The 22,003-nt window shown below is 59.4% G+C and carries 17 protein-coding genes; 13 read left to right on the top strand and 4 right to left on the bottom strand.

The features are described 5' to 3' along the window. Window positions 1-44: 44 nt before the first annotated feature. Window positions 45-242, top strand: coding sequence for a CsbD family protein (locus tag A0W34_RS06365; protein ID WP_007726588.1), 198 nt, complete (start codon window positions 45-47; stop codon window positions 240-242). A gap of 33 nt (window positions 243-275) precedes the next feature. On the opposite strand, the gene A0W34_RS06370 is transcribed toward A0W34_RS06365, so the two are convergent. Continuing rightward, the gene (locus A0W34_RS06370; RefSeq protein WP_063314882.1) at window positions 276-998 is read right to left on the bottom strand and encodes a hypothetical protein; all 723 of its coding nucleotides are present in this window, start codon (window positions 996-998) and stop codon (window positions 276-278) included. Window positions 999-1,304: 306 nt separating this feature from the next. Here A0W34_RS06370 and A0W34_RS06375 point away from each other — a divergent pair, with 306 nt between their 5' ends. The 4 genes from A0W34_RS06375 (at window position 1,305) to A0W34_RS06390 (ending at window position 7,687) form a co-directional block, all read left to right on the top strand. Next, entirely contained in the window at window positions 1,305-3,266 is a 1,962-nt protein-coding gene (locus A0W34_RS06375) for a hypothetical protein (RefSeq protein ID WP_081557486.1), read from the top strand. After that, window positions 3,263-4,996 carry an ArnT family glycosyltransferase gene (locus A0W34_RS06380; protein ID WP_003943618.1) on the top strand — a complete coding sequence of 578 codons (1,734 nt, stop codon included), beginning with the start codon at window positions 3,263-3,265 and terminating at the stop codon, window positions 4,994-4,996. Before A0W34_RS06375 ends, A0W34_RS06380 begins: the two co-directional genes overlap by 4 nt. Window positions 4,997-5,042: 46 nt before the next feature. Beyond that, window positions 5,043-6,191 (top strand): cellulase family glycosylhydrolase, encoded by a 1,149-nt coding sequence (locus tag A0W34_RS06385; protein WP_081557487.1) that lies wholly within the window; start codon window positions 5,043-5,045, stop codon window positions 6,189-6,191. A gap of 572 nt (window positions 6,192-6,763) precedes the next feature. Next, window positions 6,764-7,687 (top strand): UTP--glucose-1-phosphate uridylyltransferase, encoded by a 924-nt coding sequence (locus A0W34_RS06390; protein WP_081557488.1) that lies wholly within the window; start codon window positions 6,764-6,766, stop codon window positions 7,685-7,687. Here the strand turns inward: A0W34_RS06390 and A0W34_RS06395 are convergent. The 3 genes from A0W34_RS06395 to A0W34_RS06405 all read right to left on the bottom strand — a co-directional run bounded on the left by A0W34_RS06395 (window position 7,681) and on the right by A0W34_RS06405 (window position 11,204). Continuing rightward, window positions 7,681-8,007: a helix-turn-helix domain-containing protein gene (locus tag A0W34_RS06395; protein WP_228232489.1), complete on the bottom strand. Its 327-nt coding sequence runs from the start codon at window positions 8,005-8,007 to the stop codon at window positions 7,681-7,683. The genes A0W34_RS06390 and A0W34_RS06395 overlap by 7 nt on opposite strands. A gap of 261 nt (window positions 8,008-8,268) precedes the next feature. Beyond that, complete coding sequence (locus A0W34_RS06400) at window positions 8,269-9,741, bottom strand: glycosyltransferase (protein WP_081305432.1); 1,473 nt, start codon at window positions 9,739-9,741, stop codon at window positions 8,269-8,271. Next, entirely contained in the window at window positions 9,735-11,204 is a 1,470-nt protein-coding gene (locus tag A0W34_RS06405) for a hypothetical protein (RefSeq protein WP_232330000.1), read from the bottom strand. The genes A0W34_RS06400 and A0W34_RS06405 overlap by 7 nt, the downstream gene beginning before the upstream one ends. A 1,023-nt stretch (window positions 11,205-12,227) precedes the next feature. Between A0W34_RS06405 and A0W34_RS06410 the strand changes: the two genes are divergently transcribed. The 8 genes from A0W34_RS06410 to A0W34_RS06445 all read left to right on the top strand — a co-directional run bounded on the left by A0W34_RS06410 (window position 12,228) and on the right by A0W34_RS06445 (window position 21,425). After that, window positions 12,228-13,622: a sugar transferase gene (locus A0W34_RS06410; protein WP_232330001.1), complete on the top strand. Its 1,395-nt coding sequence runs from the start codon at window positions 12,228-12,230 to the stop codon at window positions 13,620-13,622. Continuing rightward, a complete protein-coding gene (locus tag A0W34_RS06415) occupies window positions 13,606-15,003 on the top strand; it encodes an O-antigen ligase family protein (RefSeq protein ID WP_156511689.1) in 1,398 nt (465 codons plus the stop codon). Before A0W34_RS06410 ends, A0W34_RS06415 begins: the two co-directional genes overlap by 17 nt. Next, entirely contained in the window at window positions 15,004-15,759 is a 756-nt protein-coding gene (locus tag A0W34_RS06420; protein WP_063314877.1) for a WecB/TagA/CpsF family glycosyltransferase, read from the top strand. It begins immediately after the preceding gene. After that, on the top strand, window positions 15,756-16,652 hold the full coding sequence (locus tag A0W34_RS06425; RefSeq protein ID WP_064689394.1) for a glycosyltransferase family 2 protein: 897 nt from the start codon (window positions 15,756-15,758) through the stop codon (window positions 16,650-16,652). Before A0W34_RS06420 ends, A0W34_RS06425 begins: the two co-directional genes overlap by 4 nt. Then, window positions 16,649-17,740: a glycosyltransferase gene (locus tag A0W34_RS06430; protein ID WP_064689393.1), complete on the top strand. Its 1,092-nt coding sequence runs from the start codon at window positions 16,649-16,651 to the stop codon at window positions 17,738-17,740. The genes A0W34_RS06425 and A0W34_RS06430 overlap by 4 nt, the downstream gene beginning before the upstream one ends. 37 nt (window positions 17,741-17,777) lie before the next feature. Further along, window positions 17,778-18,521: a polysaccharide pyruvyl transferase family protein gene (locus A0W34_RS06435; RefSeq protein WP_197487693.1), complete on the top strand. Its 744-nt coding sequence runs from the start codon at window positions 17,778-17,780 to the stop codon at window positions 18,519-18,521. A 9-nt stretch (window positions 18,522-18,530) separates the two neighbouring features. Continuing rightward, complete coding sequence (locus A0W34_RS06440; protein ID WP_063314873.1) at window positions 18,531-19,973, top strand: lipopolysaccharide biosynthesis protein; 1,443 nt, start codon at window positions 18,531-18,533, stop codon at window positions 19,971-19,973. 99 nt (window positions 19,974-20,072) lie between these two features. Next, window positions 20,073-21,425 (top strand): UDP-glucose dehydrogenase family protein, encoded by a 1,353-nt coding sequence (locus A0W34_RS06445; RefSeq protein WP_063314872.1) that lies wholly within the window; start codon window positions 20,073-20,075, stop codon window positions 21,423-21,425. Window positions 21,426-22,003 lie beyond the last annotated feature (578 nt).

Consider the following 22,003-nt stretch of genomic DNA (forward strand, 5'->3'; position numbering starts at 1 on the left):
GAACGCACGACCGAATCCACACCGAATTCAAGAAGGAGAAATACATGTCTGACTTCATCGACAAGGCAAAGCACCGCGCTGAGGATCTCATCGGCGAAGCGAAGGAAAAGTTCGGAAACGCCACGGGCAACGATGATCTGGCTGCCGAGGGTGTTGCCGATCAGGGCGAGGCGAAGGTCAAGAAGGCCGGAGACACTGTCAGTGACAAGGTCTCGGATATCAAGGACAAGTTCACAAGCTGAGTGAGCTTCGGCGCGGTTGATCGGCAAGTCCGGTCAACCGCGCTTTTGTGTGTCTCCTCGGCCGTTGCGGCTACCGCGATACGCGAACTTGCGCGTTTCTGCGAGCCACTCCGGAAGCATGCGCATGTGGGCCGGCCTGTTCAGAATCGGATCGAAGGACGGCTGGAGGCAATCCGGGTGGTCCTCGACCTCGTCGAGACAGAGATGCCCGATCGGTATCAACTGAAGTTGAATTCTCGCGAGGTACACGGAGAAGTGCAGCGGGGAATGATCGACCGCAGCTTTCAATGCAGACAAAGAAGTGCCGGCCGGATGGACACCGCGCGGTGTCACGATCAGCCACGCCGCGGCACCGCCCGCGCGTGAGTAAGGAACCAGTGTGCTGTATCTCGCGCCGTTCCACGAGAAAGCCGGAGCTGGAAACATTTTCGAGAAGGTAGAAAGTCCTGATGTTGCGAGAAGAATGTCCCACGGGTTTTCATCTGCGCCGACATCGTGCAACCGAAGCGCCAGGCCGAGTACGTCGGGTAGGTCTCCGGGTGTTCCGAGGGCTTTCGACATTCGAGCGGTGACGGTAATCGTCGACGACTCCGATACCGGCCACCATGGGGTGGCCGGCTTCAATGTTCCCTTCAGTTCGATCCCGTGAGGGTGAAAAACCCTGGCCATGCGCAGCGATGATGCGAAGTGGAACGGCGCACCGACTAGCTTTCCGATCGCACTCTTGCCGGCGGGGATGATCGAATTGATCGTCACAGCTTCCTTTATCTGAGAATTCTCCGCCCGTGAAGCGCCCGGACTGGACGGACGTTCAGGCGTATTGACGGGCTTTTCAGTGGCGTCTTTCGACTTCCCGGTGGTGGTGATTGCTAATCATGTGACATGCCGTAACAAAAGTCTCGCCCGCCGGGATAATTAGCCAAACGCATAAATTGGTCGTTATGGTTTGTTTGTCCGTAACGGTGCGATCGGACCTGCGACCGTCGCGAACTGGCGAGATTGCTACTCGTGATTTGTGTTTGGTGATTGCGCGGAAACAAGAAATGTCGAGGAGACACGCTGATGGGCCACTCTCGAACCTGGCTGACGCGCGCGCTGGCAATGCCGGTGGCTGTCGCGGTCACTTTGTTGCTTCCGCTCGGCAGTGTCGCCTCCGCCCAGGATTTCGAGGACGACGCAGATACTTCGGTGGCCGCCGCAGCCACAACTCCGATCTCCTTCACCGAACTCGGACGAGGAACAGACATCGTGTTCTCCTCCGATGACGCACCCGTCTTGGTGACCGTGCCGGTGCCGGACGGACTCACCGCAACAGCCGTGACCGGAATCCTGACCGCCCCGACCGACTTCAGTAGGGGTTGGCTCGAAGTGACTGCGGACGGCAGATTGGTGAGCCGCGTCGACTTCGACGCCGGGCAGGCCGGAACCGGCCTACCGATTTCGGTTCCGTTGCAAGGTCTCGAAGTGGTCGACCGGAGCGTGACCGTGTCGATGATCGCTCACCTCGTTCCCGTCGACGACCGCTGCTACGACCGAACGAGATACCAGCCCCTTGCGCTCCGGGATGCCTTTGTCGCCTACGACGGTGCCGAGCAGCAGCCCACGACTGTTGCAACCTTCTTTCCGCCGATTTTGAGGAAGGCAACCATCTACGTCACGGATGGTTCGTCACGGTCACAGCAGAGTGCGGCTCTGCAGCTGAGTGCAGCGATTGTCAACAAGTACGGAAGTCAGCCTGACGCCGTGGTGGTGGAACAACTGCCGAACGGCCAGAGTCTGCCGTCCGCTGAGCCGGGACTGTTCGAGAGAGCTGTAGTACTCGGCAACAGTGGGGACGCCGGCATCGATCTCGCGGCTGCTCCGAATGGTGCACCAGTGCTGCGAATTTCAGGGGACGACAAGACCCTCGTTCCTCAGGTCAGTCTGTTGGCGGCGAACTTCGACGGCTACTGGGCGGCGAGCAGGGCGCTCGCGTCACCGGACAACACAGTTGCCCAGATTTCCCAGGACGCCATCACCGTCGGTGAGCTGAAGCTCGGAACGTTGACGGCTTCCGGTCTCAATCACATCGAGGTCGACGTCCCGTTCAGCCAGTCGCAACTGGGGCGTCCGATGAAGGACGTGTCGATCCGAATGATCGGTTCCTATGTACCGCTGCCGAATTCACGCAACGGAGAACTGTCGATTTCGCTGGGGGACTCACGGCTTGCTTCGCAGACGGTGAACGAGACAGGGCGCTTCGACATCGGCGTCGATGTTCCGAACGAACTCCTGCGTCGCGACCTGACCTTCGAAGTCTCGATGGATGTGACCGGCGACTTCCAATGCGGCACCAGTAGCCCGTCTTCGCTCACTGTCGATCCGGCAAGCACCATCACGTCCACTACCGGATTCCCGCCGACGCCTGGAGGATTCCAGGCATTACCGCAGTCGATGCTGCCCACACTCGATGTCGGTTTGAGTCACGGTGATTTCGCAGATCTCGTTCGCGCGCAGCGCCTCGTTGTGGCGATGCAGCGGTTGAGCTATCTGCCGCTGCAACCGCGTGTGCTCCCGTTCGGCGACGCGGCGACCAGTTCGCTGCCGGCGTTGTTGATCGCGGCGGACGGGAAGCTTCCCACTCCGGTGGCTCTACCCATGGACACAGCAGATCAAGGGCTCCTGCGCTTGCAGGGTCTGGAATTCGGTGGACAATACGGTGCCTTGCAGGTGGTTTCGGGTTCGCACAACGAAGTGGTGGCGCTGACCTCTGAGGGTGATGCGGCCGATGCCGACGGTCTGCTCAACTGGTTGGAAAGTGGGAAGGACCGGTTCGCAGAACTGACCGGCGATCTCCTGGTCGCGCCTCGGGGAGGTGAGCCTTTCGATGTCGGAGTCAACGTCGCCCCGTTGGGCACCGCGACCTCGGCCGAAGAGGAGACCGGACTGAGCGCGGTCACGATCGGCTGGATCGGATTCGGGACCGTGGTTCTGATCGCTGTTGCCGTCGGTGGTGTGCTCGTGGCTCGGCGTCGCGGACAGTGACCGTCACCGATCGCCCGGCCCTGTCCGTCGCGGTCCACGATCTACCGGGCCGCAAGCCATGGCGGATGTTCGTCGCGCTCTTCGCGATCTACACCGCGTTGGGCGTGTGGATGAACGCGGGTATCGGGTTCATCTTCACCGATTCGCTGAGCCGCGTCGCCGCGGTGTCGGCGATGCTGCTCAGCCGTGATCCGCACTTCGCGGCGATCGGGTTCGTGTTCACCCCGTTGACGGCGGCAGTCCAGATTCCGATGGGCCTGATGGGTCATTGGTGGCCGGATCTGCTGCGGTGGAACATCACTGCGGTCGTGATGTCCGCGGCCTTCATGGCTGGTGCTGTGATTCAGGTACGTGGGATCAGCCGCGACCGTGGGTGTGCGCGATGGGTCACCGTCGTCCTGACCGTGCTGTTCGCTGTCAACCCGATGATCGTCATGTACGCGGCGAGCGGAATGAGCGAAGCTCCGTTCCTCTTCTTCGTTCTGTGGGCGACGCGTCGATTGATTCGGTGGATGCGAAGCGACGACGTACACGACCTCATCGGTGCCGGCCTCGCGTTCGCTCTGGCGTACCTCACCAGATACGACGCATTGGCCCCGCTGTTCGTCGCGGTGGTGCTGGTGACCGTGGTGAGTTGGCTTCGTTTCCGCCCGACTGCTGAGGAGCGCGGCGAGGGCGCGGGGCCTGGCTTGCGGCTCTGGGCAGCAGCCCTCGACGGTGCCGTAGTGCTGATGCCGGGATTCCTTGCCTTCGCCTTGTGGTCGTTTGCCAGTTGGCTCATCACAGGTCAAGCGTTCCAACAGTTCTCGTCGGTCTACGGGAACAGTTCCATCCTGGAGCAGGCTGGTGCCGGAACCGACTCACCGATCGCCCGTCTCGCGTTCTCGATTACCGAAATGGCCGTACTCGGCCCGGCGCTCCCGGTGCTCGCGGTCCTTGCAATCATCTACGCACTTCGGCGGCGCGACACCGAAGTGGTCGTGCCTCTTGTGTTGTTCGGCGCCATCCTCGGTGCCCAAACCTTGCTCTACGTGATGGGATCGACGTTTCCCCTTCTGCGCTTCTACATTTCGATCATTCCGCTGTGTTTCGTGTTGGTCGTCCTGATCGCACCTCGCGGTGCGCCGGTCGTCACGCGTCGACCGGGGGCTGCTGCGTCACGCTCGGTATCGACGTACCCCGAGCAGTCGGGGCCCTCTCTGCCCCTTGTGATCTCTCTGTGCTTGCTGGTCGGGTCGACGCTGGTCACGTTTGTCGCGATGGGTAATGCGCGGATCGCAGTGCTCGAGCATTCCATTGCCAGTGCGATCATTCCGGGCCGGCAGAACCTGGAGGAGCAGACGAATCTGCGCACGTTTGCGGCCGAGCGTCGCATCGCCAGATACCTGGACGACTTGGCTCTGCCGGAGGGGTCGGTTCTGCTCGACACCGTGCAGAGCTATGCCGTCGTGGCGTCGTCGAACAACCCTCGGCAATTCGTCGTGCCTTCCGATGCGGACTTCGTGCGCGTACTGAACAACCCCGCCGAACATCACGTCGAATACATCCTGTCGGTGCCGAACACCGGTCGCGGTGTGTCGGACGCGGTCAATCGGCGCTATCCGACGATGTACGACACCGGGGCCGGCGGTGTGGGAGCGCTGGTACTCGAGGTTCCCAACGACGGCGGCATGGACCCTTCGGCCTGGCGTTTGTATCGCGTCACCGGTGAACGGCAAACGGGTCGATGAGGCAATTCGTGTGGGAGGATTGTCCGTATGACGTGGATGGTTGTAGATGTCTTCTGAAGAAGTGCGTCCGCGTGTGCCTGGCACAGTGCGTCGCCGTATCGCTGCCGCTGTAGTCAGCTTTGCAACCGTCGCGGTGGTGACAGGAATGTTCACGACGCCGGTGGTTGCCGATTCGCCCAAGACGGTTCGGGTGGGAGCGTCGTCGAGCGGACTGACGCTCGACGGACAGCCATGGTGGCCTACCGGGCTGAATGCTTATCAACTGGCCACTGATTGGTCGGTGAACTTCGGCTGTGGCGCCATGGTCGATCTCGATGCCTACTTCGGTTCTCTGCCACCGAACTCCGTCACGCGTTTCAACGCGTTCCAGGCGCTCGCGGTGAACAAGGTGTCCGGGGAGATGGATTTCGGCCCGATGGACGCGGTGTTCGACGCTGCGGCGCGACACAATCAGTTCACGATTCCGGTGCTCTCACCCCAGGACAGCGGGTGTGATGACGGGCTGTTCAAATCCAGGGACTGGTACACCGACGAGTGGAAGGTCGCGAACCTGATCCCAGGTCGAGCCACCATGAGCTTCCAGGACTGGATGCACACCGCCGTCGACCGTTGGAAGAACGAGCCTTCCGTCGCGGCGTGGGAATTGGTGGGGGAGCCGGAGCCGAGCCTGTGTACCGATGCCGCCTGCAATTGGTGGACAAGAACGTGCCCGTCTGATTCCGCGCAGGTGTTGCGGGAGTTCTTCGACACGGCAGGCGCCGAACTTCGGGCGATCGATCCGAACATCCTGATCACGGCCGGATACGTCGGGGGCGGTCAGTGCGGCACTGCGGGTGGCGACTACCAATACGTGAGCGAGTCCGACTTCGTCGACGTTCTGCAGTATCACGACTACGGAGCAGACGGGGTTCCGCTTCCGGGCGACCAGTGGAACGGACTGGCGCGTCGCATCGAACAGGCCGCGAACGTCGGGAAGCCGTTGTTGGTCGCCGAGACAGGCGAATTGGCAGGCAGTTGTGAATCACTGGCGACCAGAGCCACGAATATCGAGACGAAGCTGACGGGGCAGAAGGTGGCCGGTACGGCCGGAGCTCTCCTGTGGGCATTCGTGCCGGATCCACGGCCGAACGAATGCACAATGGATATCGGGCCTGACGATCCACTCTTCGACGTGATTGCTTCACTGGCAAGTTAGGACACTGCTAGTAGTCCACTGGGAGTTCCATCCAGTGGGAGTATGGTCACGATTTGATAACAACCTGAATCTGGTGTTGTGGCGTGATGACCGTATTTCGTTCGTATTCAATGGTATTCAGTGGCATTCACCTGTGGATAACCGAACTTGAAGACGGGTGAAGTCGCACGGGACCATCGATGCGACGCTTCCAGGACCTTCGTCCGGGTCGGCTGGGGACGGTCCGGTTGAGGTGCTGAGTTCGGAAGTTGTGTCGTACCTGTCTCTTTGGCCAGTTGCTACGTCCCGCCGTGGTCAACGTCGAAATACGATCACAACCGTTCGCCGCGGTAACGGGTAGTGCGCGGAGTGCGGCGTGCCCCTCGTGGAAGTGACATCGAGGGGTGGTGTGTAGCTCTCGCGCGCAACGAATTCCGAGTTCGAGTCAACTTGCGGCGGCATCGGCCGCCCGGTAGACCTTGTGCGCAGGCTGTACATGCGATGTGAGCTTTCGGTCGTCGAAATGAGGGGACGACCGCTGCATGCGCGTAACGGTAAGTGTGTGGAGCATCGTGTGAGCGGAGAGGTGAACGATGACTGGGTGCGCTGAACGGCCTTTCAAGACTGCTGTGGTGCCGGCTGCCGGGATGGGGACTCGTTTCCTCCCGGCCACCAAGACGGTTCCGAAAGAGTTGCTCCCCGTGGTCGATACACCCGGGATCGAGCTGGTCGCAAGCGAAGCGGCGCAAGCAGGCGCGGAACGTCTGGTAATTGTCACTGCGCCGGGCAAGGCATCGGTCGTCGGGCATTTCGTCGAGGACCTGGTGCTCGAGGGCAAGCTCGCCGCCAGCGGGAAGCACCATCTACTCGAGCGTGTGCGTCGGGCCCCGGGCCTGATCTCGGTGGAGCCGGTTGTGCAAGAGTCTCCGCTGGGATTGGGACACGCTGTCGGTCTGGTCGAATCGGTGCTGGATGCGGACGAGGACTCGTTCGCGGTGCTGCTTCCCGACGATCTGGTCCACCCCTGCGGCATTCTCGACGCGATGGCGAAGGTACGTGTCGAGCGTGGTGGTTCTGTGCTGTGCGCGTTCGACGTCGCGCCCGATCGTGTTGGGGCCTACGGAGTATTCGACGTCCAAACACCTGTGGAGGGCAGCGATCCCGATGTGCTTGCCGTCATCGGCATGGTTGAGAAGCCGGCTCCTGAGGATGCTCCGTCCACTCTCGCCGCGGCCGGACGATACCTTCTCGATCGCGCCGTGTTCGACGCGCTCAGACGAATCTCACCCGGGCAGGGTGGCGAACTACAACTGACGGATGCGATAGCGCTGTTGATCGCGGAGGGGCATCCGGTTCACGTCGTCGTCCATCACGGAACCCGCCACGATCTTGGTAACCCGGGAGGCTTTCTGCGAGCATCTCTCGACCATGCGCTCAGTCGCACCGAGTACGGACCGGAGTTGCGAGTCTGGCTCAAGGAACGATTGGATCAGCCGGATCCGCAGCTGACCTACTGACTTGCAAGGCTATGCGACGCGGAGCGTCTCGCCAGCTCATCGAGGAGATCTTGCGTGCTGAGCGACGACAGCGAAATCGGCTTGTCGTCCAGACCCGACTCGTCAGGTGTCATGTAGCCCGCCGCGACAAGAATTTCCTGGACGTGGACGTCGAAGACGCGGCAAGCAGTTCTGATCGTGTCCTGCGTGGGAGGGCGTTTCGCGGACAGCCACCGACCGAGCTCGGAGGGGCGTATTCCCAGCGCACGCGCAGCATCGGCTACGTCAGTTTCTTGGCGAAGTTCCAGTTGATGCTTCACCCATTCCGAAAAACCGCTCATACCGGTCATAGTGCCTGAGTGCTGCGCGGTAAGCCAGCGCCGTCTCGACACGTAAGGCGCTCGACGGCTGATCTGTGATCATTCGGCAACCAATCACCGCAGTTCTCGCGTACCGGTAGTTAAGTTTTGTGACTGGATTGTGTGTTTACTGCAACCATCTAGCTGTGCGTTTTCCGGTGAAACCCGAAATCGGGTGAAATTGTGGGTGAGGCGGATCAGTAGACATAACTCACACCTGTGTAGAACGTGAGGGTTGCGTTGTCACGTGTTCAGACCGTGGAAGGTTTTTTCCCAGTAGGACGGGTTGCGAATCAATTGGTAGGTCCCCTTGATCGCCGCGATGCTCATCAGCACCCAATACAACGGAGCAGTCAGACAGGCGAGGAGGAGCATCGCGTTTCGCGTTTCTCGGCACGCCACGAGGTTCATGTAGAGAACAGCGGCATTACCGAATGCCAGAGAGATCAACGCGGGGAAATAGACATAGTTGGGGAAGACCTGGTGGATCACTTCAGGTTGTCCGAGAATCCAGTCCAGACTGATGAGCCAGAACACCATGTTCAAAGTGGCGACCAAAGGTGTGCCGGCCATGAGAATCGTGAATCGGAGAAAGCCGATCGGACCCAATCCTCGCCATAATTTGACGGGTTGGCGCATGTGGACGAGCCACGTCTGCAAATAGCCCTTGTACCAACGCGAGCGCTGTCTGATCCAGTTGATCGTGTCACTGTTGGCTTCTTCGAGCGTGGTGGAATTCAAGACCGCGGTGCGATATCCGCTCTCTGCAATCCGCACGCCGAGGTCCGCATCCTCCGTGACATTGAAAGGATCCCACGCCCCGATCTCGTCGAGGACGCTACGGCGTAGGTGATTCGAAGTGCCGCCGAGAGGAATCGGTGAATTGCTCCGCATCAATCCAGGAAGGATGAAGCTGAACCACAGCGCGTAATCGGCGGTGAACCACGCGGTCAACAGGTTCTGAGTTCCGTTGTGGAATGCAAGTTTGGCCTGAACACAAGCAGTGTTCTCGGGAAGTTTCGCGAAAGTTGCGACTACTCGACGTAATTGGAGTGGGTCGGGGGAATCCTCGGCGTCGTAGATCGTCACGATCTCGCCCGTCGAGAAATGCAGACCGTAGTTGCATGCTTTCGGTTTGGTTCGTGGATCGGCCGCGGGCACCTTCAGAATGCTGACGACCTCGTCCACACCGGCGGCAAGTGCAGCTTCGATAGTGACGGCGTCGTCTTCCTCCAGTAGGAGAAGGACTTGCATCTTGTCTGCCGGATACTCGATCGCTCGCATGGCTGCGATGAGGTCGCCGACGACTTCAGGCTCGTTGTATGCGGGGACCAGAATGGTATAGGTGGGAAGGTCGTCGTATGAAAGAGCAAGTGCCTCCTCGTCACTGATCGTCATGATCGAGGACGCATCGAGACCCCTCGTGAACAAGATCAGACGGTCGACCATCGCCCAGATGTATCCAATGGTGCAGATCAATGTCAGCGCGATGAGAGTCGGGACGAGGAAGAACACGAGGCTGACGACGACCAGCGCAAAGCCTGCCAACAACGTATTTCGCTGCCACGGATAGAAGGCCACGGAGGCGGATGAGATCGGATGGCGCTCGCGTAGACCGTTCACTGCATCGTGCAGGGCGGCCTCGCGGTACTCCGCTGTATCCGGGTCACCGCTGACCACGACACTGTTGGACTGGCTTCGGTTTGCGTTCACCACGTCTGAGCCTCCACGAGTAGTCGAGCGAGTGCTTCGAGCATGTCCAGGTCCTTGTACTCGGATTCGGTGTCTTCGGTCGAGGTTTCACCACGCAGTAGAACGGCGAGGGTATTGCTACCGTTGGACGCCATCGACGGCTTCGGTTCGGGGAAGTAGGCGTCGGGTTCGTGATTGTCGACGCTGATCAGGCTGACTCGTTGCGCTGCTCCGTCGCCCCGCGTCCAGACGAAATTGAGATTGCTCCATGTGAGAAGGAGAGCGTCGTCGACGATCGTGTACATCTCGGCGACGATCCCGTGCGGCAGCTCCAGCGTGACCGTCGGGCTGACTCTCGCGTTCTCCAGGTCGTAGGTGGTCTTGCTGGGATACACGGCGAGCGTGGAGGGTCGACGGACCTGGACGACGTCAATCTGTACCGTGCGAGGCCGCATCTGTGAGTCCCAAGCGGGATTCGGAGTGTCGGCCCGAATGGTCTGACGACTCAGTTCGGCGGTGCTGCCGAAGTAGCGACGGGGCCAGTCGTATTCGGATGCTCCAATCTGATGCCAGCCCAGCGGAACGACAAGTCGAGGATCCGCAGTAGCCGGGGGCGGACCGACGTTGACGGTCAAACTTGTCGATGGCAGCGGCGTGAAGAACATCAGCACTGCGGCGGCAAACACCGCGAGGATGGTCCAGTTGCTTGTGGCTGTCGAAGGCTTTCGGAGTGGTCGGTCGAACGGTTTGAGCGACTTACCCCGGCGTTCGTACAGATAGAAGGCGCCGCCGACGACGATTGCGGTTCCGAGTGCCGGAAACAACTGCACGGCGAAAAGCGGAGCAGTGGGATACTTCTGAATCGTGAAGTAGAGAATCACCACACCGAGCACCGTTGCGGCGACGAAGGCGATCGCCCCTCGCCTCCACGTTCTACTGACGGCGATCGTGGTCGCGGCAGACGCGACAAGCACCATGAGGACGCTGTAGTCGAAACGAGTCCCGCCCATTTCGGTCGCGATGGCGCGGTAATGCAGCGGCGCCAAGATGATCGGGACCACCCAGATTGCCCAGTACCGATTGACCGGACGGAGGCCGAACATCAGAACCGCTGCGCTCCAGACGAATACCCAGGCTGCGATGACGTCGATATGCATCAGTTCGTAGGTCTCGGCGAAACGCGGTAGCAGGAGCGCTTGAAGTCCCAACGCGACGAAGAGACCGATGCAGCCGACTATCTTGTCGGTCTCACGATCGTGAATCGGAAGCTCCGGGCCGCGCCTCAAGTCTGTTCCGACGGCTGCAACCAGGCACAAGAGCGGTAGAGCGAAGACGTAGCCGATGGCAGTTCCGCTGGCCGTGCTCTGCCAAAGCTTGGTCCAGGTGGGCCAAAATGCAAAGATCGTGGCGAGCGCGATCATCAACCACCGCACTGCGAGTCGAGGAATGATCCCGGACTCGGAGCGGATCTCACGAATCTTCAACATTTCCAGTTCCATTCGCTTGCTACCCGACATCTGCGTGCGATTCGAGGCTGCGCACCGCTGGGGACTGCCGACCATCGCCATCGGTCCGGCGCCATATGCAGACATTACTTGATCGAGACATATCGCCCTCGCCATGTCGAAGCGCCAATCTCCGAGCAGTCCGGCCGGAAGGTTTCACGTGCTCACATCTCACATAGTGGGAATTTTGAAATCTTTTTTTCGGTACCCAGTGCGGGTCTGGGTTGGCCGGATGGCATGGCGGGATTTCGGGTCTGCCGAATTACTCCATATCGAAGGGCAATTCACTTGCGAATTGCAGAAAGTTCAATCAGGTCCGGCGGATTCGACCTACGGGGACATAGGTCCCCGGCGTGCAGGGACGGTTCTCGGTTGCGTGGATTCGGGTCCAGTTACCCATGCGAAAGAACTGTGGTCAGCAGTGAGAGGCAATGTCCGCTTTGTGAGCTATTGCAGCCGTCGGGACCTAAGCCCTCGACGTTTCCGCGGATTTACTCAATAGCTGAACTATAGCTACTAAATGGTAACTACAGCGTAAATGGCACCGTGACATTGCGGCGATTGAACGTGAACGATCGTCCAACATCCTTTGGGTGTGTGCTGGGAAGAAAAATTGCCGGTTAGAGTCTTGACCTGCAACATTATTCGAATTGAACTCCGGCCGTGGAGATGTTCTCATAGTACTCACGCGGCACGTGCAATGCCTCCGGATTATCGAGTTGCAATGTTGCCGATACCTAAGCGGAACATTTGCTCTTCTCCATCTTTAGCTGTGCCTGAAGCGTTCGGGTGCAAACGGGAAATTCCGAAGAACGGTCGGGGCCTGGCGGCTCGCAAACGGGAAGGTTGGTCAGATGTCGGCATTGGACATGTCCATGGCGCCGTCGCTCGGGTATCGGCGTCCGCGCATCGTGCCGGACTCCCGTGCGGAGTTTTCCTCGCGTGCTGCGTGGCAGCATCGATACATACGTGCTCTGGCAGTGACGGATTCGCTGATTTCTGGCAGTGACGGATTCGCTGATTGTCGTAGCGGCGGTTTCGGCTGCGCAGTGGCTTCGATTCGGCGCCGCGCCGACCGCCGTCGACGCTCGTGAGCTCGGGCAGTTCAGCTACACCGGTTTGTCGATCGGCGTGGTGATCGCGTGGCTGGCGACGTTGCAGATATTCAGGACCAGATCTGCGAGTGTGATCGGAAGCGGTCCTGAGGAGTATCGGCGAATCCTGGTGTCCGCGATGAGATTGTTCGGCGTCATTGCGATAGTAAGCCTTCTGCTTCGTCTCGATATCGCCCGGCTCTACCTCGCATTCGCCTTCCCTGTCGGCCTTCTCGCGCTACTGGTGAGCCGTTGGCTCTGGCGTGGGGTGATCGTGCGAAGGCGTACTCGCGGGGAGTGCCTCACATCGGTACTGGTGGTGGGCAGCAAGGATGCCGGCGCTGAACTTGCACGAAACTTCGAGCGGGGTAGCGCAGACGGTTTCCGCGTGGTGGGAGTGTGTGTGCCGGGGTTCCTTCGGCGCGCGGACGAGTCCATCGCAGTCGACGGGCGTGACATACCGCTCCTCGGTGGTGAGACATCGGTGGTCGAAGCGCTGGAACTGGTCGGCGCAGACACCGTTGCCGTGACGGCAACCGAACATCTCGGCTCGGATGGAATCCGTGCGCTTGCCTGGGATCTGGAATCGCGGGACGTAGATCTGGTCGTTGCGCCAAGTATCGTCGACGTGTCGGGGCCGCGCCTGTCGATGCGGCCGGTGGCCGGTCAGCCTTTGATACGCGTCGAGCGCCCGAAATATCATGGTGCGCAACGCTTTGCGAAATCTTCGTTCGACGTAATTTTCGCGTCATTGTTACTGGCAGCAATTGCACCTGTTCTCCTGGCCGCGGCTCTGGCGGTCAAGCTCTCGAGCCCGGGCCCGGTGTTGTATCGAGCGGAGCGAATGGGACTGGACGGCAAACCATTCCCGATGCTCAAGTTCCGTTCGATGGTCCAGAACGCAGACTCACAGGTGGAGTCGTTGATGGCCCAGAACGACGGCGCCGGTGTGCTCTTCAAGATGCGCGACGACCCGCGCGTTACACCGGTCGGGCGCTTCTTGCGCCGTTACTCGATTGACGAGCTGCCACAGTTCGTCAATGTTCTTCGGCGCGAGATGAGCGTGGTCGGCCCCAGGCCTCCGCTTCGCCGCGAGGTCGAGGCCTACGACGGAACAGTCAGTCGCCGACTCCTCGTCAAGCCGGGAATCACAGGGCTGTGGCAGGTCAGCGGACGCTCGGATCTTTCCTGGGAAGAGACTGTACGACTGGATCTCTCGTACGTCGACAACTGGTCGCTTATGGGGGATGTCTTGATCGTCGGCAAAACGTTGAAAGCGGTATTGGCCAGTGACGGCGCCTACTAGTTTCCCGCTTACCGATGCCCGCAACGAAATGACTGGCGCGTCGGCGCTTCGCGCTCCGAGCGAATCGACGAACGATCACAGCCGGAAGATGTCGAGCGCCTCCTGGGTAGGCATCGTTGCCGGTGCTGCCGCGGCTCTTACCGGAGTTTCTCTGCCTGGCCTGCCCTCGACGGTCAATGCATCACTGCCAGTCGCAGCACTGGCTCTGGTCATTGCATGTCTGGCATCGCCGCGGGGACGCATGGTTCGGTTTCGCTTGCGGGCGTTGGATGCATTCCTCCTGCTGTACGTGACGGCCATCGCGTTGGTCGAGTATTTCGACGTAACCTATTCGGACGCCGCCTTTTCGCTGTCGACGATCCTGAACCTGGTCGGTGTGCTTGCTGTGTACTTCGCGTGCCGACTGGTCGTGACGAGCGCAAACGACGGTCTCCGTGTGCTCCAGGGCGTGTTCATTGCAGCGATTCCGGTTGCAGTGCTGGGAATCTCCCAGATGCTCGGCGGCCGTCAGGTCAGCGAACTTCTGGTGAGATTCACCATTGCACCAGGATTGCAGGGCAGGCTTGATCTCGGATGGCCATTGCGCGCCACGAGCACCCTTGGCCACTGGACGGCACTGGGTGGATACCTAGCCATCGCGATCGCCATCGGCTGTTATCTGATTGTAGAGAAATCGGGTTCGCAGCTGATCCCCAAGCCTTTGGTTCTCGGCATTGGCATCCTCTTCGTCGCTCAAGTGTCGACATTCACGTTTGCGCCGATCTTGGTCGCGATCGTGACGATGCTCTACACGGCAGTGCAGGTCAAGATTCGTTTCATCGGCCTTCTCTCTCTGGTCAGTATCGGGGGCGCGGCATTCTTGCTGTTCGACGAGCAAGTTGGCGATCGACTGACCTCGCAACTGAGCAGCCCGTCCAAAGATGGTCTCCCTCGCTGGATTCCAGAGACCATCAGATACCGCGTCGGGATATGGAACAACGAGACTGTCCCGGCCGTCCTGGACAGTCCGCTGTTCGGGCACGGGGCGAATGTCTACAACCGCATTTCCGCAGGGACGGCACCTTCGACGTTGCGATGGCCGTCTCCTGAATCCGAGTGGATGAGAACGGCTGTTGCCAGTGGTGTCGTGTTGGCCGTGCTGGAGGTGGCACTTCTCGTCTACGCAGTCAGCAAGGTATGGACGACCTCGGACCTACCGGGCGTCACCAGTTTTCGCACAATCGGGATCGCCCTCGTCGGGATTCTCGTCATTTCTTCCTTTCATTCGCATTTCAGTAGCGGGTCGGTGGCGATGATGTTCTGGATGGTCGTCGCCGTTGTTCTGAGTACGCAGGATTCTTTGACTATGTCGGGCAAGAATAACTATGGGCGGGTTAGTTGAATGGATACCATCGATCTGTGGGGAATACGCGTGAAACCCTGTGCGCCCGATGATGTCATCGAATGGATCAGGAACAATCAGGGTGAAAAGAAGGTCTTGCTGAACCATAATCTGCACAGCACGTACCTCCACCTCACGAATGAAAAGTTTCGCAGTCTCTATTCCAGTTCGGATCTGACTCTGATCGACGGAATGCCGATACTGGCGGCTTTGGCAATTCGCAGATTTCGGAGACAACAACCGTCGCTGAGCGTGTCGCAACGCTGTGGTTCGACGGACTGGATTCCGCTGGTCGGTGACATCGACGATGGGATTCGTATCGCGGTCATCGGTGCCAGCCCGAGTTCCAATTCATCTGCTGTGGATGCGATTTCAAGAATGGCCGAGCATGGCGAAGTTCGAGGGTGGAGCGGATACGCGGGCAAGGAAGCGCTGATTTCCGAAGGCTTCGAGTCCCTGCGCACATTTCGACCAGATCTCGTATTGATCGGATTGGGTATGCCGATCCAAGAAGAGTTCTTGCTCGATCACTGGGATGCATTGCCCGCCGCCGTTTTTGCAACTGTAGGCGGGGCCATAGATCAACTGTCCGGACAGCAGCGCCTGGCTCCTCGGTGGACAGGCAAGTTGGGTATCGAATGGCTGTGGAGGCTGGCTTCGGACCCGAAGAGGCTTGCGTCGAGGTATCTGGTGGAGCCTTTCAAGCTGATGCGTGTGACTGTCGAGTTTCAGTTCGAGAGACGAGGAATTCTGTGACCGATGGAGTAAACGATCAACTGGTCACCGTCGTAATTCCGTCGCTGGGGCGGAGTGAACTGGTTCGCACGATCGAGAGTGTTCGGCACCAGACGCACCGCGATATCGAAATCATCGTCGTGCTGGATACCGCCATGGACGAGGGTGGCACTGCAACCGGAGCGGACATCGTGCTGACCACAGGGGGCGGTCGCGGTGCAGCAGTGGGAAGAAACATGGGAGTCGCAGCGGCGTCCGGACGCTTCGTCGCGTTTCTCGACGACGACGACTGGTGGGAAGCAACCAAGATCGAGCAGCAGCTCGCCAGTATGACTCGACAATCAACAGAGTTCTCCTACACCGCAACCTACTTCCACTCAGGAAACACAGTGCGTACTCTTCCGATCACTCGGTACGGTGAGGGCTCGTCGATGGGCGACTACCTAGTCTTGCGGCCTGGGTTGCGGCACGGGCACGGATACGTGCAGTCGAGTTCGATCATGCTGACTCGTCGACTCGCCCAGCACGTCGCCTGGGACGAATCACTCTCCAAGCATCAGGATTGGGACCTCGTGGTTCGTCTCGAAGAAGAAGTAGGCGAGAAGGTGTCGTATGTAGACGAGCCTCTCGTTCACGTCCAGCAGGCCAGCAATAGTTCAATTTCGACTGTGCGGAATTGGAGGCGAAGCGTCCCGTTCTACGACAAGCACGCGTCGTCGTTGGGGAAGACGGCGAGGGGCGACTTCATCGCCACTCAAATACTGAGATCTGCACTGGCTGCCGGAGACGGACGGGGAATCGTGTACGCAGCATCCGGGCTTTCGAAGGCCCGTGTTCATCCAGCGGCACTGATCGTCTCGCTCTACGGTGCGGTCGAGTTCGGGAAGCGACTTCGTCAGCGGGTGGCGTCGTGAGTAGGCAAATCGTGGTGTGGGATCCCAACCCCTTCAATCCCTACGGGGTGGAAGTCGCCCGAGTGATTGCGGATACGCATGAGTCGGTGCTTCGCTTCGGCCGGCGCGGTCAGGGGATCACTCACGATCGGGTCAGATCCGTCGGTCTGCTCCCTCCGCCTGCAGCAGGCTCTCGCAACATCTGGGTGCTGGTGCAGTACCTGGCGGGGCTTGCGACATTTGTCGTCTACGCAATCGTTCGACGGCCACTCGTCGTGGTCTGCTGGATGAATTCCGAATTGGAACGACGAATCATTCGTGGACTTCAGCTTTCGGGATGCCGGACGCTCGTAGTTGTGCACAATCCCGTTAAGAGTCGGGACGATGCGGACGATCACCCGATCATCCGTTCCATTCGTTCGGGCGCGAGCGGCTTGTTAGTTCACGACTCTTCGCTCCTTGCGGGAGTCGGAGAGTATCCGAACGTCCTGGTCGCCGCGCACCCCGCCTACCTTGCGTGGTCGGAGTCTACGGAAGGAGCGATGCGCCTTCCTCGAGATAGTTCGTCGGCAGCCCTCTATCTCGGGAGTGCTCGCGCAGACAAGGGATTCGACGTGTTGCCTAAGCTGGCGGAGGATCTGGCGCATCTGAACATCAGGCTGCAGTGTGCAATCGGAAGGCTGACATCTGGGGAGAACGACCTTCTCCGTCGATCCGAGAACATCGATATTCTGGCCGAACCGTCTACACATATGTCGGATGTGGACGTACGCCGATACATGGAGTCCTCATCTGTGTTGGTGGCGCCGTACCGGGATGTCACTGCATCCGGAACCATCTTGATGGCACTCACAGTGGGATTGCCCGTGGCCGCCTTCACATCGGACGTTCTCCTCGAAATGCTTTCCACCGACAGCCTAGCCGATACCGGAGACACGAAGATGCTCGCTGATTGTGCAGTCCGCGCAAGCGAGGCGGACCGCGCTGTCGTTGCAGAAACCGCTCGCAATCATGACATCCGCGCGACGAGGGAGTGGACGCTTGCTGTCCGCACGGTGCTCGACGAGACGATTCCTCATGTTCCCTCGACTAGGGTCGCGAATGTCTGAGGTCGAGGTTGTCAACTGGAATCCCAGGAACCAAGTCGTGATCCCAGGTATTTCGCGAAAGTTGCGGATCGGGAGACGAATCAACAACTTCGGCGACCTTCTAGGTCCGGTCGTGGTCGCATGGATGTCGAAGCAGAGTGCCAGACGAGCGCGCAGCAAGCGCAACCAGCGGCTGCTGGCGGTCGGTTCCATCATGCACATGGCGAGAACTGGAGACTGCATCTGGGGAACGGGGGTCAACGGCAAGATAACTCCTGACGAGTATCGCTTCGATGCGCTCGACGTCCGGGCAGTTCGTGGACCGCTTTCGCGTGAGTTCCTGGAAATACGCGGAATTCACACTCCGCCCACGTACGGCGACCCGGGATTGCTCGTTCCTTCCGTCTTTCCTGAACTTGTCGAACTCACGAAGAACCCTTCGCGCGACGTCGTTGTCGTTCCGAATCTGAACGACCTGCCGCGGTGGTTCGACACGCCGTCGGTTCTCGACCCAACCGAGGATTTGCAGACTTGCCTCCGAACTATTGCGAGCAGTCGACTCGTCGTCGGCAGTTCGCTTCATGCCGTGATCGTTGCCGACGCGCTGGGCATTCCAGCGCGTTTGATTCCCTCAGGTTCGGAAGCGGAATTCAAGTATGCGGACTATTACCTCGGCACCGGCCGCGAATTGTCCACCGCACCAACTGTGAAGGCTGCTATTTCAATGGGTGGCGCGCCTGGCCTGGGGTGGAATGACGGACCGCTTCGCGAAGCGTTTCCCCACGATCTCTTCGGAAAGTAGGCGCACGCAGTGGGATTGGGTACAACTGCTGCGCGCGGCTCCGCAATCACGTTGGGGGGACAATGGGTCAAGTTCCTCATTCAGTTCACCTCAATCGCCGTACTTGCGAGGGTTCTGAGCCCGGACGACTTCGGCAAGATGGCGATGGTCATGGCGGTGGTCGGAGCTGCAACGGTGATCGGCGATTTCGGGCTTTCTCTTGCCTCCGTACAAGCGTCGGAGATATCGGAGAATCAGCGTTCGAATCTCTTCTGGATCAACACGGCAATCGGATTGCTGCTGACGGTCCTGGTCTTCGCCGCAGCGCCATTGTTCGACCGGTTCTACGACGTCGACGGGCTTTCTGACATTGTCAGGGCGGTGTCGGTGATCTTCGTGCTGAACGGGCTCACCGTACAGTTGCGAGCGGATCTGACCCGGAATTTGAAATTCGTGAAACTGACGGTGACCGAAATTGCCGCACAGGGGATCGCGTTGGCCGTAACGATTCCGCTTGCCCTGTTGCACTACGGAGTTTGGTCACTCGTTGCTCAGCAAATCATCGTCTCTGCGGTACTCCTGGGCAGTTCGGCGATGCTTCTTCGATGGATTCCGAATCTCCCGACACGTCGTGCAGACATGCGGTCCCTGCTGTCGTTCGGCACCAACACCATGCTGACGCAACTGGTCACCTACTCGAGTGCGAACGCAGATTCCGTGGCACTCGGAAAGCTTCACGGCAGTACTGAAGTCGGTGTTTACGATCGGGCATATCAGCTCTTCAAGATACCGATCGCGCAATTGGCCACGCCGATGACACGTGTTGCGTTGCCGGTGCTTTCGCGAATTACCGATCCTGCTCTCTATATGGCGTATCTGGTCCGAGCTCAGACCGTACTGTGTTACGTCATGCTCGGTGCGTTTGCCTACGCGGCAGCCGTGGCGAACCCGTTGATGGATCTCGTGCTCGGAAGTGGTTGGGATGCTGCGGCGCCGATCTTCCGGATCCTCGCCGTAGGTGGTGCATTTCAAGCTTTGTCATACATCTACTACTGGGTGTTCCTTTCCACTGGCCGAGTCGATATGCACCTTCGGTATAGCCTTTTGGGACGTGGATTGATGATCGTTGCAGTCTGTGTCGGTGCGATATTCGGAAGCTTGGGCACGGCGATCGGGAGCAGCGTCGGCTTTGTTGCAGTCTGGTTGATCTACTCGTTTGTCGCCATTCCACGGATCGGAATCGGGACGGGTCCCTTGGTCCGAAGCGCTGTGCGGCCGATGGTGCTATTCGCTGCGATGTTCGGCGTTGCTTCACTTTCTCTAATCCTTTTTCAACAGGTTCCGAATTTCGTAGCGCTCGCACTTGCGGGAATGGTCTGCGTCGTCTTCGTGGGAGTTGTTGCCCTGACTACCAAGTCGGTGCGTTCGGACTTGAATGCGCTGGTGGACACGTGCAGAAAGGTGGTCGGTTGACAGTGCCGTTCAACGACCTCCGAAAACGGAGTACTCGGCCACACGGGAGTGGACGCCCCGACGACCTCGTCCACATGAACTTCGACCGAAAGGTTTTCAATGACTGAGCTCCGCCCGACTGAATCGATTTCGCGCCGGATGACCGTATTCGGTACCGGTTATCTCGGGGCGACCCATGCGGCGTGCATGGCCGAGTTGGGCCACGAAGTCCTTGGCGTCGACGTCGACCCGAGCAAGCTTGCCATGCTCGAAGCCGGCGAAGTTCCCTTCTACGAACCCGGCCTCGAGGAGGTACTGCGGCGCAATATCGCGGCAGGTCGTCTCCGATTCACATCGTCGTACGAAGAGGCCGCGGAATTTGCGGACATTCATTTTCTCGGTGTGGGTACTCCCCAGAAGAAGGGGGAATTCGCAGCGGACATGCGTTTCGTCGATTCCGTCGTCGACAGTCTCGCACCGCTGCTGACGCGGCCTGCCGTGATCTTCGGAAAATCCACGGTGCCGGTCGGCACCGCGGAAAGGCTTGGTGTCCGAGCACGAGAATTGTCACCGGCCGGCCAGGACGTCGAGGTCGCTTGGAACCCGGAATTTCTCCGAGAAGGGTTTGCAGTCAAGGACACCCTGCACCCGGACAGGTTGGTACTGGGCGTGGACCGCAAGCACCCGGGGCGTGCCGAATCTGTCGCTCGCGAGGTCTACGGGAAGATCCTTGACGAGGGTACGCCATTTGTCGTCACGGATCTTGCAACGTCGGAGTTGGTGAAAGCGTCAGCCAATGCATTTCTGGCAACCAAGATCTCGTTCATCAATGCGATCTCGGAAGTATGTGAAGCATCGGGTGCTGACGTGACGATACTGGCGGACGCGATCGGGCACGACGAGAGAATCGGTCGAAAATTTCTCAACGCCGGAATCGGTTTCGGCGGCGGTTGCCTACCCAAGGACATTCGCGCATTCATGGCGCGTGCAGGCGAATTGGGTGCAGATCAAGCTCTCACATTCTTGCGCGAGGTAGACAACATCAACATGCGTCGCCGGACACGGATGGTCGAGTTGGCGCGCGAGGCATGTGGATCGTTGTTGGGAGCCCGAGTAGCTGTGCTGGGAGCTGCTTTCAAGCCGGACTCCGACGATGTTCGAGACTCACCGGCCTTGAATGTCGCCGGCCAGATTCAACTTCAAGGCGCGGCTGTCAGCGTGTACGACCCGAAGGCGATGGGAAATTCTCGATCGTTGTTTCCGACGTTGACCTATTCGGCGAACACGGAGGAAGCTTGCGCGGGTGCAGATGTCGTCCTGATCTTGACGGAATGGGCGGAGTTTCGGAAGTTGCTGCCTTCGGATCTCGACGACATTGTTCGAAAGAAGGTTGTCATCGACGGGCGGAATTGTCTCGAACCGGCAATCTGGCGAGATGCTGGGTGGACCTACCGAGGGCTCGGACGACCCTAGGGCTCAGTTCACTCGGCTCGAACCTCAACTCTGTTTGGAAAGTCGGGACCAAGGTCTGTTGGTTGATTGTCCAGTCGTCACCGGAGATTCCGATCGGATATCCGGTAACGCATCGGCATTCGTGTGGTGTCGAACGGCAACTACCGGCGAGTCCACCGTTTGCAACCCACCGCGCCGCGGTGGTCGACGATTCACTCGCCGATTGTCGATTCGACGCACTGATCGGATGAGATAAGCGTCATGTCTCGGACGTTCCTCTCGGATGTTGTGGATTCATCGTTGATATTCGTTGTCGGACTTAGGTCCCAAGCGTAGCGCGTGATGAGTGGCCTACGTCGTTCATCGGTGCGACGAGATGCGAAGTCGCGGGGTGTATACGGTGGTTGGAGTGGTGAAAAGTGTGATGAGACAGTAATGTTCAGTTCAGCCCTTCGTGGTGTTCGCTCCCTTGGATTCACGGGATCAGCCGCAGTTCAAGACCTGACAGACCGGGCCGGTGAGGGCGAGGAGTGAGTTGTTCTCACCCTGCATTGTCTTCCGTTCAATGGGATCGTTGTGTCTTTACTCCGCCAGCTTGT

The organism is Rhodococcus sp. BH4, from assembly GCF_002079265.1.
Classification (GTDB): domain Bacteria; phylum Actinomycetota; class Actinomycetes; order Mycobacteriales; family Mycobacteriaceae; genus Rhodococcus_F; species Rhodococcus_F qingshengii.